This is a genomic window from Profundibacter amoris (genome assembly GCF_003544895.1).
Taxonomy (GTDB): domain Bacteria; phylum Pseudomonadota; class Alphaproteobacteria; order Rhodobacterales; family Rhodobacteraceae; genus Profundibacter; species Profundibacter amoris.
The window spans coordinates 862,414-876,830 of record NZ_CP032125.1; the positions used below are offsets into that span (position 1 = coordinate 862,414).

Here is a 14,417-nt window from a genome sequence, read left to right on the forward strand (position 1 = left end):
AAAGGGAGAATAAGATGAGCAAGGTAATCAAGGGCGGCACCGTTGTCACCGCCGATCTGACCTATAAGGCGGATGTCAAAATCGAGGGTGGCAGGATTGTCGAAATCGGCCCCGACCTGAAAGGCGACGAGGTGCTGGACGCCACGGGATGTTACATCATGCCCGGCGGGATCGACCCGCACACCCATCTGGAAATGCCCTTCATGGGCACCTATTCATCCGATGATTTTGAATCAGGCACCCGTGCCGGTCTGGCCGGCGGCACCACCATGGTGGTGGATTTTGCCCTGCCCAACCCGGGCGAAGGTCTGCTGGATGCGCTGAAACGCTGGGACAACAAATCGACCCGCGCCAATTGCGATTATTCCTTCCACATGGCCGTGACATGGTGGGGCGAACAGGTGTTTGACGACATGAAAGAGGTCGTCGGGCGCGGTATCAACACCTTCAAGCATTTCCTTGCCTACAAGGGCGCGCTGATGGTGAATGACGACGAATTATATGCCAGTTTCAAACGCTGCGCCGAACTGGGCGCGACCCCGCTGGTGCACGCGGAAAACGGCGATGTGGTGGCCGAACTGACCGCGCAACTGCTGGCCGAAGGCAACACCGGCCCCGAGGCCCACGCCTATTCCCGCCCGCCGCAGGTCGAGGGCGAGGCGACAAACCGCGCCATCATGATTGCCGATATGGCCGGCGCGCCGCTTTATGTGGTGCACACGTCCTGCGAGGAAAGCCACGAAGCCATCCGCCGCGCCCGCATGCAGGGCAAACGTGTCTGGGGCGAGCCGCTGATCCAGCACCTGACGCTGGACGAAAGCGAGTATTTCAACAAGGACTGGGACCACGCCGCGCGCCGCGTGATGTCGCCCCCTTTCCGCAACAAACAGCATCAGGACAGCCTGTGGGCCGGCCTGCAAAGCGGTTCGCTGTCTGTGGTGGCCACGGATCACTGCGCCTTCACGACCGAGCAGAAACGCTTTGGCGTGGGTGACTTTTCCAAGATCCCGAACGGCACCGGCGGTTTGGAGGACCGGATGCCGATGCTGTGGACGCACGGGGTGGCCACGGGGCGGATCACGATGAACGAATTTGTTGCCGTGACCTCGACCAATATCGCCAAGATCCTGAATTGTTACCCGAAAAAGGGTGCGGTTCTGGTCGGGGCGGATGCCGATCTGGTGGTCTGGGATCCCGAAAAGGAAAAAACCATTGCCGCCGACAGCCAGCAATCCGCCATTGATTACAACGTGTTCGAGGGCAAAAAGGTCAAAGGCCTGCCGCGTTACACCCTGACCCGTGGTCAGGTTGCGGTGATGGATGGCGAGATCAGGACACAGGAAGGCCACGGCGAATTCGTCGCCCGCGAGCCGAATGCAACCGTGAACAAGGCGCTTAGCAAATGGAAAGACCTGACCGCCCCGCGTCCTGTCGAACGGACCGGAATACCGGCCAGTGGAGTATAATAACGTGACCACTGAAACTGTTATCAAGGCAGAAAACCTTGACCTGACCTTTCATACCAATGACGGGGATGTACATGCGCTAAAGGATATCAATCTTGATATCCAGAAGGGTGATTTCGTCAGCTTCATCGGCCCCTCGGGCTGTGGCAAAACCACCTTTTTGCGCACTATTGCGTCGCTGGAAACACCCACGGCAGGGTCGGTCTGTGTGAACGGTATGTCGGCCGAGGAAGCCCGCAAGAAACGGGCCTATGGCTATGTTTTTCAGGCCGCCGGTCTGTATCCGTGGCGCACAATTCGCGGCAATATCCGCCTGCCGCTGGAAATCATGGGCTTTCCGAAAAAGGAACAGGAAGACCATATTTCCAAGGTGCTTGATCTGGTCGATCTGCGCGGGTTCGGCAAGAAATACCCGTGGCAGTTGTCCGGCGGGATGCAGCAACGGGCCAGCATTGCCCGCGCGCTGGCGTTCGATGCGGAAATCCTGCTGATGGATGAACCTTTTGGCGCGCTGGATGAAATTGTGCGCGACCATCTGAACGAACAGTTGCTGCAACTGTGGGACCGCACAAACAAGACGATTTGCTTTGTCACCCACTCGATCCCCGAGGCGGTTTATCTGTCCACGAAAATCGTGGTGATGTCGCCGCGTCCGGGCCGGATTTCCGATGTGATCGAAAGCACCCTGCCACGCGAACGCCCGCTGGATATTCGCGACACTCAGGAATTTCTGGACATCGCGCATCGGGTGCGTGAAGGCCTGCGCGCGGGGCATGCTTACGATGAATAAATCAATCATCCCCGTTCTGACGGTCGTCGCTATGATCATGGTGATCTGGTATGCGGCGTCAATCTGGATGAACTCGAAATGGGTTTATGATCAGGCTGCGCGCGCCGGAGAAGAGGTCAGTTTTAGCGAGCTGGTCAAGGATACATGGTCGCAAGACCGCCCCGTTTTGCCCGCGCCACACCAGATTGTGCAGGAATTGTATAAATCCACGGTGCTGAAAAAGGTAACCTCCAAACGCTCGTTGGTGTTTCACGGCTGGATCACCCTGTCGGCCACGCTGCTGGGGTTCATTTTCGGCACCGGCATGGGCATCCTGCTGGCCATCGGTATCGTGCATAACCGCGCGATGGATATGAGCGTGATGCCCTGGGCAATTGCCAGCCAGACCGTGCCGATCATCGCCATTGCGCCGATGATCGTGGTGGTGATGTCCACCATCGGCGCAACCGATTTTCTGGGCAAAGGGGCGGCCACGGCGCTGTTCGGCTATCAACCGGCGTTCATGCAAGGGCTGTTGCCCAAAGCGGTGATCGCGGCCTATCTGTCGTTTTTTCCCGTGGTTGTGGGCATGGTCAAGGGCTTGCGCAGCCCCGACAACATGCAGCTGGATCTGCTGAAAACATATAACGCCAGCAAGGCCCGCACATTCTGGTCGCTGCGCCTGCCCAGTTCCACGCCTTATCTGTTCACATCGCTGAAAATCGGTATGGCCGGGGCGCTGGTGGGGGCGATCGTGTCGGAATTGTCGGCCAGCCCTTTACGTGGTTTGGGCGCGCGGATGTTGACCGGCAGCTACTACGGCCAGACGATCCAGATTTGGGCGGCGCTGTTTGCGGCGGCGGCGATGGCGGCAACTTTGGTCGGGATCATCGGCATGATCGAACGCTATAGTCTTCAACGGATGGGGATGGTCAAATGATGTGGGTTGTCGGAGTCCTGATCTTCTGGGTGGCGGCCTATGCGCTGAACATCTGGCTGTCCAATAGCAAATGGCGCAACACACGGGCGGTGAAATTCGCGGTGCCCGCCATTTTCGGCATCACCATTCTGGTGATCTGGGAGGGGCTGGTGCGGGGATTGCAGGTGCCATCGGTTATTCTGCCGCCACCGACCATGATTGCGGCAAAGGTTGCTGAATCAATCCCGATTCTCTGGGGGGATCTGGTGCAAACTTTTGTTAAGGGGGCGTTGACGGGGTATATCATCGGGTGCGGCGCGGCTGTGATTACTGCAATCCTGATTGACCGCTCGCCTTTCCTGCAACGGGGCCTGATGCCGGTCGGCAACTTTATTGCTGCCCTGCCGATCATTGGCACAGCGCCTATTCTGGTGATGTGGTTCGGCTTTGACTGGCAGTCCAAGGCGGCTGTGGTTGTTGTGATGGTGTTCTTCCCGATGCTGGTGAACACCGTGCAAGGGCTGAAGGCCACAGACCAGATGCAACGCGATTTGATGCGCACCTATGCGGGCAGCTATTGGCAAACGCTGTTCAAACTGCGCCTGCCGGCGGCCATGCCTGCCATTTTCAACGGGTTGAAGATTGCCACCACATTGGCGCTGATCGGTGCGATTGTGGCGGAATTCTTTGGCTCGCCGACCCGCGGCATGGGGTTCCGGATTTCGGTCGAGGTGGGGCGTTTGGGGCTGGACATGGTCTGGGCCGAAATCTTTGTCGCAGCACTTGCCGGATCGGCGTTTTACGGTGCCGTGGCGATGTTGGAGAAGGGGATTACCTTCTGGCACCCTTCACAAAGACGCTGAATCATAATACCAATGAACTACAACTAGGGAGAATACCAAATGAACAAACTACTAACAACGGCGCTGGCCGGTGCGATGGCTTTTGCGGCCGGTCTGGCACAGGCGGCAGATGATCTGACGCTGCAACTGAAATGGGTCACGCAGGCACAGTTTGCCGGTTACTATGTGGCACTGGAAAACGGTTACTATTCAGACGAAGATCTGAACGTCACCATCAACCCCGGTGGCCCCGATATTGCCCCCGCACAGGTCATCGCCGGTGGCGGTGCCGATGTGGTGATTGACTGGATGCCATCCGCACTGGCCGCCCGCGAAGGCGGTTTGCCGCTGGTGAACATCGCGCAGCCGTTCAAGCGGTCGGGCATGATGCTGACATGCCGCAAGGACACCGGCATCAAGACGCCTGCCGATTTCAAAGGCAAGACACTGGGGGTCTGGTTCTACGGCAACGAATATCCGTTCCTGACATGGATGGGCAAACTGGGGCTGTCCACCGATGGCGGGCCGGATGGTGTAACGGTTCTGAAGCAGGGCTTCAATGTGGACCCGATTCTGCAAGGGCAGGCGGCATGCGTTTCGACCATGACCTATAACGAATACTGGCAGATCATTGATGCCGGCATTGCGGCAGACGATCTGGTCACTTTCAAATACGAGGATCAGGGCGTTGCGACGCTCGAGGATGGTCTTTATGTGCTGGAAGACAAGCTGTCCGATCCTGCCGAAGTGGACAAGCTGGCCCGTTTTGTGCGCGCCTCGATGAAGGGCTGGAAGTGGGCCGAGGAAAACCCGACCGAGGCCGCTATGATCGTTCTGGAAGCCGATGAAACCGGTGCCCAGACCGAAAAACATCAGGTCCGTATGATGGGCGAAGTCGCCAAGCTGACCGCCGGTTCCAACGGTGAACTGGACCCCGCCGATTATCAGCGCACAGTTGATACGCTGATGGGTGGCGGTTCGGACCCTGTGATTTCCAAGGCACCCGTTGGGGCTTGGACACATGTTGTGACTGATATCGCGCTGAAGTAAGTTCAGCCAATCGCGACAAAACTAGCGGCGGGGCCTTTTGCGGGCCTCGCCGTTTCTTTTTGTCAAACGGGTTTTATGCGGGATATTAAACGTAAAAAAACCCCGGCGTGGTGGACGGGGTTTTGTCTGTTCTATTGGGGGGCGCAGGTTAGCCCTTTTTGTTCATCCGGTTCTCGATCAACTCGTCCACCACGCTTGGGTCGGCAAGGGTCGAGGTGTCGCCCAATGCGTCAAAATCATTCTCGGCGATCTTGCGCAGGATGCGACGCATGATTTTGCCCGAACGGGTTTTCGGCAGGCCCGGCGCCCATTGGATCAGGTCCGGTTTTGCAATCGGGCCGATTTCGGTGCGCACCCATTTTTCAAGGTCTTTGCGCAATTCATCCGACGGCTCGACCCCGTTCATCAGGGTGACATAGGCATAGATGCCTTGCCCCTTGATGTCATGCGGATAGCCGACCACAGCGGCCTCGGCCACATCGACATGCGCCACAAGCGCGCTTTCGACTTCGGCGGTGCCCATGCGATGGCCGGAAACGTTGATCACATCGTCCACGCGGCCGGTGATCCAGTAATAGCCGTCCTCGTCCCGACGACAGCCGTCACCGGAAAAGAAGTAGCCTTTGTAATCGGCGAAATAGGTTTTCTCGAAGCGTTCATGGTCGCCATAGATCGTGCGCATCTGGCCGGGCCAGCTGTCGGCAATCGCCAACACGCCATCGGTTTCGACATCGACGTTTTCTTCGCCACTTTGCGGGTCCAGAACCACCGGTTTCACACCAAAGAACGGTAGCGTCGCCGAGCCGGGTTTGGTTGCGGTTGCGCCGGGCAGGGGGGTAAGCATATGACCGCCGGTTTCGGTCTGCCACCATGTGTCAACGATCGGCAGTTTACCCTTGCCGACAACATCGTTGTACCAGTTCCAGGCCTCGGGGTTGATTGGCTCGCCCACGGTGCCCAGCAGTTTCAGCGATGACAGATCACAGGTGGTGACCGGATCATTGCCATAGGCCATCAGCGCGCGGATGGCGGTGGGGGCGGTATAGAACTGGTTGACCTTGTGCTTTTCGCAAACCTGCCAGAAGCGGCTGGCGTCGGGGTAGGTGGGCACGCCTTCGAACATCAGCGTGGTGGCGCCGTTGGCCAGCGGGCCGTAGATGATATAGCTGTGGCCGGTGACCCAGCCCACATCGGCGGTGCACCAGAATACATCGCCATCGTGGTAATCAAAGGTGTATTGATGTGTCATCGCCGCATAGACCAGATAGCCGCCGCTTGAATGCTGCACGCCCTTTGGTTTGCCGGTTGAACCGGATGTGTAAAGGATGAACAGCGGGTCTTCGGCGTTCATCGGGCGGGGCGGGCAATCGGGGCTGGCGGTTTCCATCAGTGCCAGCACGTCAACATCGCGGTCCTCGATCCATGTGGTCTGGCCGCCGGTGTGTTTCACCACCAGACAGCGCACCTTGTCCGAGCAGTGCAGCAGGGCCGCATCGGCATTGGATTTCAGCGGAGTCTTGCGCCCGCCGCGCGGGGCCTCGTCTGCGGTGATCAGCACCTTGGCCTGACAATCATTGATCCGGTTGGCCAGCGCGTCGGGGCTAAACCCTGCAAACACCACCGAATGGATCGCGCCGATACGGGCACAGGCCAGCATGGCATAGGCGGCTTCGGGGATCATCGGCATATAGATGATTACCCGTTCGCCGCGCATAACCCCTTGGGACAGCAGCACATTGGCCATCCGGTTCACCTTGTCGTGCAACTGGTTGTAGGTGATGTGCTGCGCGGGTGTTTCGGGATCATCCGGCTCAAAGATGATCGCGGTCTGGTCGCCACGGGTTTCCAGGTGGCGGTCGATACAATTGGCGGCGACGTTCAGGGTGCCGTCCTCAAACCATTTGATATTGACCTGGCCCAGTGTGAAATCGGTGTTCTTGACCTTGCTATAGGGTTCGATCCAGTCGATGCGTTTGCCGTGTTCGCCCCAAAAGGCATCGGGATCCTGCATCGAGGCCTGATACATCGCATCATACTTGGCCTTGTCCGCATGGGAATTGGCGACAAATTCGGGAGAGGGCGGATATGTTTTATCGGTCATTTTCAGGTCTCCGGAGACTTGAGTTATCAATAAGGCCCAAAATGCGGGCAGGTCGGATTTAGATAGCCAGATATTCGGCGCGAAGCTCGTCGTTTTCCAGAACTTCGCTGGCCAGCCCGTCAAATACAACGGTGCCAGTATCCAGAATTACCGCCCGATCGGCAAGGGCGAGGGCGCGCAGGGCGTTTTGCTCGACGATTACGGTAGTGATGCCCTGTTCCTTGATCAGGTTCAGGGTCTTTTCGATTTCGTCCACGATCACGGGGGCCAGCCCCTCGTAAGGTTCGTCCAGCAACAGCACCTTGATGTCACGGGCCAGGGCGCGGGCGATGGCCAGCATTTGCTGTTCGCCGCCCGACAGGGTGACGCCTTCTTGCTTGCGGCGCTCTTTCAGGCGGGGGAACAATTCGTAAAGGCGCTTCAGCGGCCAGCCCACAGGCTCGACGATCTGGGCCAGTTGCAGGTTTTCCTCGACCGTCAGGCCGGCGATGATGCGCCGGTCCTCGGGGACCAGAGAACAGCCGGCCTGCGCGGCCTGATAGGCGCGCATTTCGTGCAGCGGCTGATGGTCCAGCCAGACTTCGCCGTGGGTCATTTGCGGATCATCCAGACGGGCAATCGCGCGCAGGGTCGAGGTTTTGCCAGCCCCGTTGCGGCCCAGCAGGGCCAGAATTTCGCCCTCTTTGACGTCAAAGGAAACGCCCTGCACGATATAGCTTTCGCCGTAATAGGCGTGCAGGTCCGAGACCGAGAAATAGGCGGGGGCAGAGGGGGTGTTTTCGGTTTGGCTCATGGGTTTATTCCTGCGCCTGTTCGCCAAGGTAGGCTTCTTTTACCTTGGGGTGGCCTTTGATGTTTTCCGGTGTGTCCTCGACCAGTGGCGTGCCCTGGGCCAGAACGGTGATGCGTTCGGCCAGGGAAAACACAACATGCATGTCATGTTCAATGATTGCCATTGTGATGTCGCGAGTGTCGCGGATGTGTTTTAGCAGTTCAATGGTGTTGTTGGTGTCGGCACGCGCCATGCCCGCCGTGGGTTCGTCCAGCAGCAACAGGCGCGGTTTTTGCACCAGACACATCGCCATTTCCAGCCGCCGCTTATCACCGCGCGAAAGGCTGGCCGCGTGCATTTCACGCTTGTCCAGCATATTGACGTCGTTCAATATGTGCTCGGCTTCATCAATGATGTCGCGTTCCTGTGAAACGGTTTCAAAAGCGTGCATCCGGAATGATCCGTCGCGTCGTGCGAAACAGGGGATCATCACGTTTTCCATCACCGTCAGGTCACCAAAGATTTCCGGCGTCTGGAACACGCGGGAAATGCCCATCTGGTTGATTTCATGCGGTTTGCGCCCCAGCACGGATTGGCCGTCGAACATCACTGACCCCGAGTCAGGGATCAGTTTGCCCACCAACACATTCAGCAGGGTCGATTTGCCAGCCCCGTTGGGGCCGATAATTGCATGCACGGTGTTTTCGGCCACCGACAGGTTCACATCGCCCAGGGCTTGCAGACCACCAAAGCGTTTGCCGACATTCTTGACTTCAAGGATACCCATAATCGTTTCTCCTTACTCGGCCACATGCGGCGTGGATTGGGGGTGGTGCTCGGGGTCATCCCCGTCGCCTTTGGGTTTGCGCTTGAACAGCCCCATGATGCGCTTGCCGCCTTCAACCAGCCCGCCGGGCAGGAAGGTCACGACCAGCATGAACAACAGGCCCAGTGTCAGGTGCCAGCCTTTGCCAACGAAGGGGTGGATGATTGTCACCAGAAAATCCTCCATCCCGTCGGGCAGGGCCGAGAACCAGCCGTGCAGAACAGTATCGTTGATCTTGGAAAAGATGTTTTCCAGATATTTGATCGCACCCGCGCCCAGAACCGGCCCCAGCAAAGTGCCCGCGCCGCCAAGGATGGTCATGATCACCACCTCGCCGCCAACGGTCCATTGCATCCGTTCGGCACCGGCCAGCGGGTCCATCGAGGCCAGCAAACCACCGGCCAGACCGGCATACATGCCCGAGATCACAAAGGCAGCCAATGTGTAGGGGCGCGGGTTCAGGCCGGTATAAGACATACGCTGCTGGTTGGATTTCACTGCCCGCAGCATCATGCCAAAGGGCGAGCGGAAGATGCGCAGGCTGATGTAGAATGCAATGACCGCGATCACCGCACAAACATAGAAACCTGTGTTGAAGGTGAACTGGTGGCCGAATACCTCCCATTTGTAAGAGGCGCTCATGTCCAGACCGAACAGGTTGGTATAGGGCGACGCAGTATCGCCATCCAGAATGCGCGGATCATTGGGACGGATTTGCAGGCCGGTTTCGCCATTGGTCAGCGGGGTCAGCACCGAATAGGCCAGATTGTAGGACATCTGCGCAAAGGCCAGCGTCAGGATCGAGAAATAGATGCCCGAGCGACGCAGGGAAATCCAGCCGATCAGCAGGGCGAACAGGCCCGACATGATCATCGCAAGGATAATGCCGGGGATGATGTTCATCGACAGCAGTTTCATCATCCAGACGGCAGAATAGCTGCCCACACCCAAAAAGGCGGCGTGGCCGAAGGACAGATAGCCGGTCAGGCCGAACAGGATGTTGAACCCGATGGCAAAGATGCCGAAGATGGCAACGCGCTGCATCAGGTCGGGGTAGCCGCCGTTGAACTGCGCCATGGCGCTGCCTTCGGGGAAGGGCTGCATTAGGAAGGGTGTGAAGGCGGTCAGCAAGATCACGATGATCAGGAACTTGGTGTCGCGTTTGTTAAGGCCCAGCATGTTCTTATTCCTCCATCACGCCGCGTTTGCCCATCAATCCGCGCGGGCGGACCAGCAGGATGACGATGGCGGTCAGGTAAATGATAATTTGGTCAATTCCCGGCAGGAACTGTTTGATTTCGTTCATCGAGGCAAAGCTTTCGAGGATACCCAGCAGGAACCCCGCCAGCACCGCGCCGGGCAGGCTGCCCATGCCGCCGACAACCACCACAACAAAGGACAGCACAAGGAAATCCATGCCCATGTGGTAATTCGGCGAATTGATCGGTGCATACATCACGCCCGCCATGCCAGCCACCGCGGCGGCAATGCCGAACATGATGGTAAAGCGTTTATCGATGTTGATGCCCAGCAGGCCAACGGTTTCGCGGTCGGCCATGCCTGCACGCACAACCATGCCGAAGGTGGTAAAGCGCAGAAAGGCGAATACGCCGCTGATGACAATCATCGAGAATACGAAATAGATAATCCGCCAGTAAGGATAGATGATGGCGTTCGGGTCAAACCCCAGCAACATGCCGAAATCGAACGAACCGCGAAATACATCAGGGGCCGGTGTCGGGATCGGGTTGGCGCCGAAATTCTGTTTGATGATTTCCTGCAAGACAATCGCCAGACCAAAGGTCACAAGAATCTGGTCGGCATGGGGGCGGCTGTAGAAATGCTTGATCAGCCCGCGTTCCATGATGAAACCGATCAGGATCATGATCGGGATCGAAAACAGGATGGCCAGCGGCACCGACCAGTCGATGATTGCCGCGCCCATTTCGGGGCCGAACCAGGCTTCGACATAGGGTGTTTTGATCTTGGCCGGATTGCCCAGAAAATCGGTCTTGGTCGGGTCAATTGTAATGGTTGACAGGCTCAGGATCTTTTGCAGTGTCACCGCGCAGAACGCGCCGATCATAAACAAGGCCCCGTGGGCAAAGTTCACCACACCCAAGGTGCCGAAAATAAGGGTCAGTCCAAGTGCGATCAGCGCATAGGCGCTGCCCTTGTCCAATCCGTTCAGAATTTGAAGAAGTATCTGGTCCATCGTCCCCGCCCGATGCAAATGTCATTGAACCCGGCCGCACGACGGATCGCGCGACCGGGGTAGCCGTTTTGAGTGGTGGCTTAATTATGCACCCGGGTTACATTTACCCAGTTCGCCACCCGCAAACATCGGGTGATCAGGGGCATATTCGACCTGCGCACGCGGTGTTACTTCGACGATTTCCAGAAGGTCGAACTCGTTTTCGGGGTTCTCTTTACCCTTCACAACCAGCACATCCTTGAAGCACTGGTGATCGTCGGCACGGTAATGCGTCGGACCATTGCCCAGACCGTCAAAGTCAAAGCCTTCCAGAGCTTCGGCAACGCCGCAGGGGTTGTGCGTGCCTGCGCGCTGACAGGCGTCGGCATAAAGCAGGGTCTGGCAATATACGGTGTGTGCTGCCTGCGAGGGCGGGAAGCCGTATTTTGTGCCGAAGGATTTGACGAATGCCTTGGAGCCTTCGTCCTGTAGCGACCAGTGCCAGTTGGTGGAACCAAAGATGCCCTTCACGTTTTCGCCGGCACCTTTCGCCATCAGGCGTGAATACAGCGGAACAACGATTTCGAAGTTCTTGCCGTTCACTTCCTTGGCGCGCAGACCGAACTGCACGGCGGCGGTCAGCGAGTTCACCATGTTGCCGCCGTAGTGGTTCAGAACTAGAACATCGGCGCCCGAGTTCAGAACCGGCGCAACGTAGGAGCTGAAGTCGGTGGTGGCCAGCGGTGTCAGCACGTTGTTGACAGTTTCCCAGCCCATGGCTTCGGTTGCAGCGGCGATCGATGCCTGCTGTGTCCAGCCCCATGTGTAGTCGGCTGTCAGGTGATAGGCCTTGCGGTCCGTGCCATACATTTTGCCCAGCACAGGTGCCAGAGCGGCAGCAGACATGTAGCCGTTAAAGAAGTGACGGAAACCGTTGGCTTTCTTGTCTTTACCCGTGGTGTCGTTCGAGTGGGTCAGACCGGCCATAAAGATAACGCCAGCTTCTTGGCACAGACCCTGCACAGCAATCGCCACACCCGAGGAAGACCCGCCGGTGATCATCACCGCGCCGTCTTTTTCGATCATGGATTTGGCCGATGCGCGGGCTGCGTCCGATTTGGTCTGCGTGTCACCGGTGACGAATTCAACCTTGTTGCCAAGGATGCCGGTGCCGTCCAGCGCCTTGGAGCTGAAGGTGTTCATCATGCCGCCATCGCCGCCACCGTTCAGGTGCTCGACCGCCAGTTCATAGGCACGCAGTTCGTCGGCGCCTTCGTCGGCATAGGGGCCGGACTGGGGTACGTTAAAGCCAAGGATAACCTTGCCATTGCTGGGTGCGTTGGTATAGCCGCCGTGGGCCGCGGCCCAGACGTTGCCGGTAAACAGGGTCGGCATCGCCAGACCTGCACCAGCCACCGCGCCTGTTTTCAGCAGGCCGCGACGTGTGAGTTTTGAGTTGGACATATAGTTCCTCCCGTTATCGAGTTTAATCCCGAGTTAGCGTCTGCACCTCCTCCGCGCAGACAAAACCTTTTTTACAAGGATGCCCACATCATCGGCGACAAGGGGTTAATCTCGCAACAACTACCTTGAATTGCTATGTAATATTGTTAATAAATACACAGTATGCGATTGTTTATTGTAAATAAATTTTCGACCTCGATATTGAACCCCTTGAGAAACAGAGGAATTACCAATGCCGCGCCTTGCATTGACCGGAAGCCGGATACGGGCCAAGCGGACCGAGACGGGGATGAAACAGGCCGCTTTGGCCAAGAAAGTAGGGATTTCGCCTGCTTATCTGAACCTGATCGAACACAACAAACGCAGAATCGGCGGTAAACTGCTTCTGGATATGGCTCGGGAATTGCGGGTAGAAGCGTCCGCATTGTCTGAAGGAGCCGAGGCGGCACTGGTGGCCACCCTGCGTGATGCGGGCAGTCGGATCGATAGCGCAGAACTGGCGCGGGTGGATGATTTCGCGGGGCGGTTTCCGGGCTGGGCCGGGGTGATGGCGGCGCAGCACGCGCGGATTGCACGACTGGAACATACGGTGGCCACACTGACCGACCGTTTGACCCATGACCCGTTTCTGTCGACGTCCCTGCATGAAGTTTTGTCCACCGCTGCCGCCATCCGCTCAACCGCGTCTATTCTGGCCGGTGGGGATGCGGTCGAGCCGGAATGGCAAGCGCGGTTCCAGCGCAATCTGCTGGAAGATGCCAAACGGCTGGCCGAGGGGGCGGGTGCACTGGTGTCCTATCTGGACGGGGCGGGGGATGTGGAAAGCACATTGAAGTCGCCGCAGGAAGAACTTGAATCCTATCTGGAGGCACGGGGTTATCACCTGCCCGAGGTCGAGGCGGGGGAGGAGGTGGAAGCCGAAGGGGAGGTGGCCGCTTATCTGGCGCGCTATCGTGCGGATGCGGTTGCTTTGCCTTTGGCGCCGTTTCAGGCGGCCGTGGCCGAGGGGCTGGATCCGGTGCAACTGGCGGCGCGCTTCGGGGTTGATCCGGCCACAGTGCTGCGCCGGCTGGCCAGTTTGCCCGAGGTGGACGGGCAGGCGCCGGTAGGGTTGGTGACTTGTGATGCCTCGGGTGCCCTGCTGTTTCGTAAACCGGTCGAGGGGTTCCCGATGCCGCAATTCGGTGCGGCCTGTCCGTTGTGGCCGCTGTATCAGGCCTTGTTGCGCCCACAGGTGCCGATACGGGCGGTGGTGCAGCAATCCGGGCAGGATGCGCCACGGTTTCTGACCTATGCGGTGGCGCAGCCGCGGGTTTTGACGGGTTTTGACGGGGTGCAGGTCATCGAGTCGGTGATGTTGGTGATCCCTGAAAATCGGGCAGGGGATTTGGGCGAGGGCGCGCAGCCGGTGGGCACGTCCTGCCGGATATGTCCGCGCGCCGGTTGTGCCGCGCGACGCGAGGTATCAATTCTGGCGCAAGAGGTTTAAGAAAACGGAGGCCCGTGCCGGGTCACACTAATATTTGCCCCTGCGGGGCGTGCCTGCGGCGCGGATATTTAAGAGAACAAAGGTTAGGGGAAGATGATGATAAAAACACTTGTGCTGGTTTTAATCGCGGGCGCGCTGGGTGGGCTTAGCAGCGGTATTCTGGTCTGGCTGCTGGGCGCGCTGGGGGTTACGCCGGCGCTGGGTTTTCATATGGTGCCGGATTTCAGCATCGGCTGGATTACCAGCCGTGTGGTGTTTAGTGCGTTCTGGGGGCTGATTTTCCTGATCCCGATTTATAACAGCAAACCGGTTCTGAAAGGCGCCGTTCTGGGCATTCTGCCGTGGCTGTCCAGTATTCTGTATGTGTTGCCCTATGTGAAGGGTGCCGGGTTTCTGGGTCTTGATCTGGGCATGGGCACGCCAATTTGGACTCTGTTTTTCGGCGCCTTCTGGGGGATCACCGGCACATTGTTTCTGGCGCGGGTTGCAAGGAAGTTTTGACACAGCGCCCCAGTTTATGGATAG

At 58.1% G+C, this 14,417-nt stretch carries 12 protein-coding genes and 1 pseudogene; 7 read left to right on the forward strand and 6 right to left on the reverse strand.

Features of this window, described 5'->3' with window-relative positions; genetic code table 11:
- Positions 1–14 precede the first annotated feature (14 nt).
- From hydA to BAR1_RS04295, 5 genes are read left to right on the forward strand one after another with little or no spacing between them, the layout of a single operon-like run.
- Positions 15–1,466, forward strand: a complete 1,452-nt coding sequence (hydA, locus tag BAR1_RS04275; protein ID WP_118941874.1) for a dihydropyrimidinase — start codon at positions 15–17, stop codon at positions 1,464–1,466.
- Positions 1,467–1,470: 4 nt separating this feature from the next.
- Positions 1,471–2,256 carry an ABC transporter ATP-binding protein gene (locus BAR1_RS04280; protein ID WP_118941875.1) on the forward strand — a complete coding sequence of 262 codons (786 nt, stop codon included), beginning with the start codon at positions 1,471–1,473 and terminating at the stop codon, positions 2,254–2,256.
- The gene (locus BAR1_RS04285; protein ID WP_118941876.1) at positions 2,249–3,175 is read left to right on the forward strand and encodes an ABC transporter permease; all 927 of its coding nucleotides are present in this window, start codon (positions 2,249–2,251) and stop codon (positions 3,173–3,175) included. Before BAR1_RS04280 ends, BAR1_RS04285 begins: the two co-directional genes overlap by 8 nt.
- On the forward strand, positions 3,172–4,017 hold the full coding sequence (locus BAR1_RS04290) for an ABC transporter permease (RefSeq protein ID WP_118941877.1): 846 nt from the start codon (positions 3,172–3,174) through the stop codon (positions 4,015–4,017). Before BAR1_RS04285 ends, BAR1_RS04290 begins: the two co-directional genes overlap by 4 nt.
- A 39-nt stretch (positions 4,018–4,056) precedes the next feature.
- Positions 4,057–5,046, forward strand: coding sequence for an ABC transporter substrate-binding protein (locus BAR1_RS04295; RefSeq protein ID WP_118941878.1), 990 nt, complete (start codon positions 4,057–4,059; stop codon positions 5,044–5,046).
- Between the two features lie 148 nt (positions 5,047–5,194).
- Here BAR1_RS04295 and acs read toward each other — a convergent pair whose 3' ends face one another.
- The 6 genes and pseudogenes from acs to BAR1_RS04325 all read right to left on the reverse strand — a co-directional run bounded on the left by acs (position 5,195) and on the right by BAR1_RS04325 (position 12,403).
- On the reverse strand, positions 5,195–7,147 hold the full coding sequence (acs, locus tag BAR1_RS04300; protein WP_118941879.1) for an acetate--CoA ligase: 1,953 nt from the start codon (positions 7,145–7,147) through the stop codon (positions 5,195–5,197).
- A gap of 58 nt (positions 7,148–7,205) precedes the next feature.
- On the reverse strand, positions 7,206–7,940 hold the full coding sequence (locus tag BAR1_RS04305) for an ABC transporter ATP-binding protein (protein ID WP_118941880.1): 735 nt from the start codon (positions 7,938–7,940) through the stop codon (positions 7,206–7,208).
- Positions 7,941–7,944: 4 nt separating this feature from the next.
- A pseudogene (locus BAR1_RS04310) lies at positions 7,945–8,604 on the reverse strand (ABC transporter ATP-binding protein); the annotation flags it as partial.
- A gap of 114 nt (positions 8,605–8,718) precedes the next feature.
- Positions 8,719–9,924, reverse strand: coding sequence for a branched-chain amino acid ABC transporter permease (locus BAR1_RS04315; protein ID WP_118941882.1), 1,206 nt, complete (start codon positions 9,922–9,924; stop codon positions 8,719–8,721).
- A 4-nt stretch (positions 9,925–9,928) separates the two neighbouring features.
- Positions 9,929–10,960, reverse strand: a complete 1,032-nt coding sequence (locus BAR1_RS04320) for a branched-chain amino acid ABC transporter permease (protein WP_118941883.1) — start codon at positions 10,958–10,960, stop codon at positions 9,929–9,931.
- A gap of 84 nt (positions 10,961–11,044) precedes the next feature.
- Positions 11,045–12,403, reverse strand: coding sequence for a substrate-binding protein (locus BAR1_RS04325; protein WP_118941884.1), 1,359 nt, complete (start codon positions 12,401–12,403; stop codon positions 11,045–11,047).
- Between the two features lie 232 nt (positions 12,404–12,635).
- On the opposite strand from BAR1_RS04325, the gene BAR1_RS04330 reads away from it, so the two are divergent.
- Both BAR1_RS04330 and BAR1_RS04335 read left to right on the forward strand, forming a co-directional pair.
- Complete coding sequence (locus BAR1_RS04330; RefSeq protein ID WP_118941885.1) at positions 12,636–13,892, forward strand: helix-turn-helix domain-containing protein; 1,257 nt, start codon at positions 12,636–12,638, stop codon at positions 13,890–13,892.
- A 96-nt stretch (positions 13,893–13,988) separates the two neighbouring features.
- Entirely contained in the window at positions 13,989–14,393 is a 405-nt protein-coding gene (locus BAR1_RS04335; RefSeq protein WP_162891666.1) for a hypothetical protein, read from the forward strand.
- Positions 14,394–14,417 lie beyond the last annotated feature (24 nt).

Excerpts from the sequence above, each read along its gene's own strand:
- hydA (WP_118941874.1), top strand. The coding sequence starts at position 15 with ATGAGCAAGGTAATCAAGGGCGGCACCGTTGTCACCGCCGATCTGACC.
- BAR1_RS04285 (WP_118941876.1), top strand. The coding sequence starts at position 2,249 with ATGAATAAATCAATCATCCCCGTTCTGACGGTCGTCGCTATGATCATG.
- BAR1_RS04290 (WP_118941877.1), top strand. The coding sequence starts at position 3,172 with ATGATGTGGGTTGTCGGAGTCCTGATCTTCTGGGTGGCGGCCTATGCG.
- BAR1_RS04295 (WP_118941878.1), top strand. The coding sequence starts at position 4,057 with ATGAACAAACTACTAACAACGGCGCTGGCCGGTGCGATGGCTTTTGCG.
- acs (WP_118941879.1), bottom strand. The coding sequence starts at position 7,147 with ATGACCGATAAAACATATCCGCCCTCTCCCGAATTTGTCGCCAATTCC.
- BAR1_RS04305 (WP_118941880.1), bottom strand. The coding sequence starts at position 7,940 with ATGAGCCAAACCGAAAACACCCCCTCTGCCCCCGCCTATTTCTCGGTC.
- BAR1_RS04315 (WP_118941882.1), bottom strand. The coding sequence starts at position 9,924 with ATGCTGGGCCTTAACAAACGCGACACCAAGTTCCTGATCATCGTGATC.
- BAR1_RS04320 (WP_118941883.1), bottom strand. The coding sequence starts at position 10,960 with ATGGACCAGATACTTCTTCAAATTCTGAACGGATTGGACAAGGGCAGC.
- BAR1_RS04325 (WP_118941884.1), bottom strand. The coding sequence starts at position 12,403 with ATGTCCAACTCAAAACTCACACGTCGCGGCCTGCTGAAAACAGGCGCG.
- BAR1_RS04330 (WP_118941885.1), top strand. The coding sequence starts at position 12,636 with ATGCCGCGCCTTGCATTGACCGGAAGCCGGATACGGGCCAAGCGGACC.
- BAR1_RS04335 (WP_162891666.1), top strand. The coding sequence starts at position 13,989 with ATGATAAAAACACTTGTGCTGGTTTTAATCGCGGGCGCGCTGGGTGGG.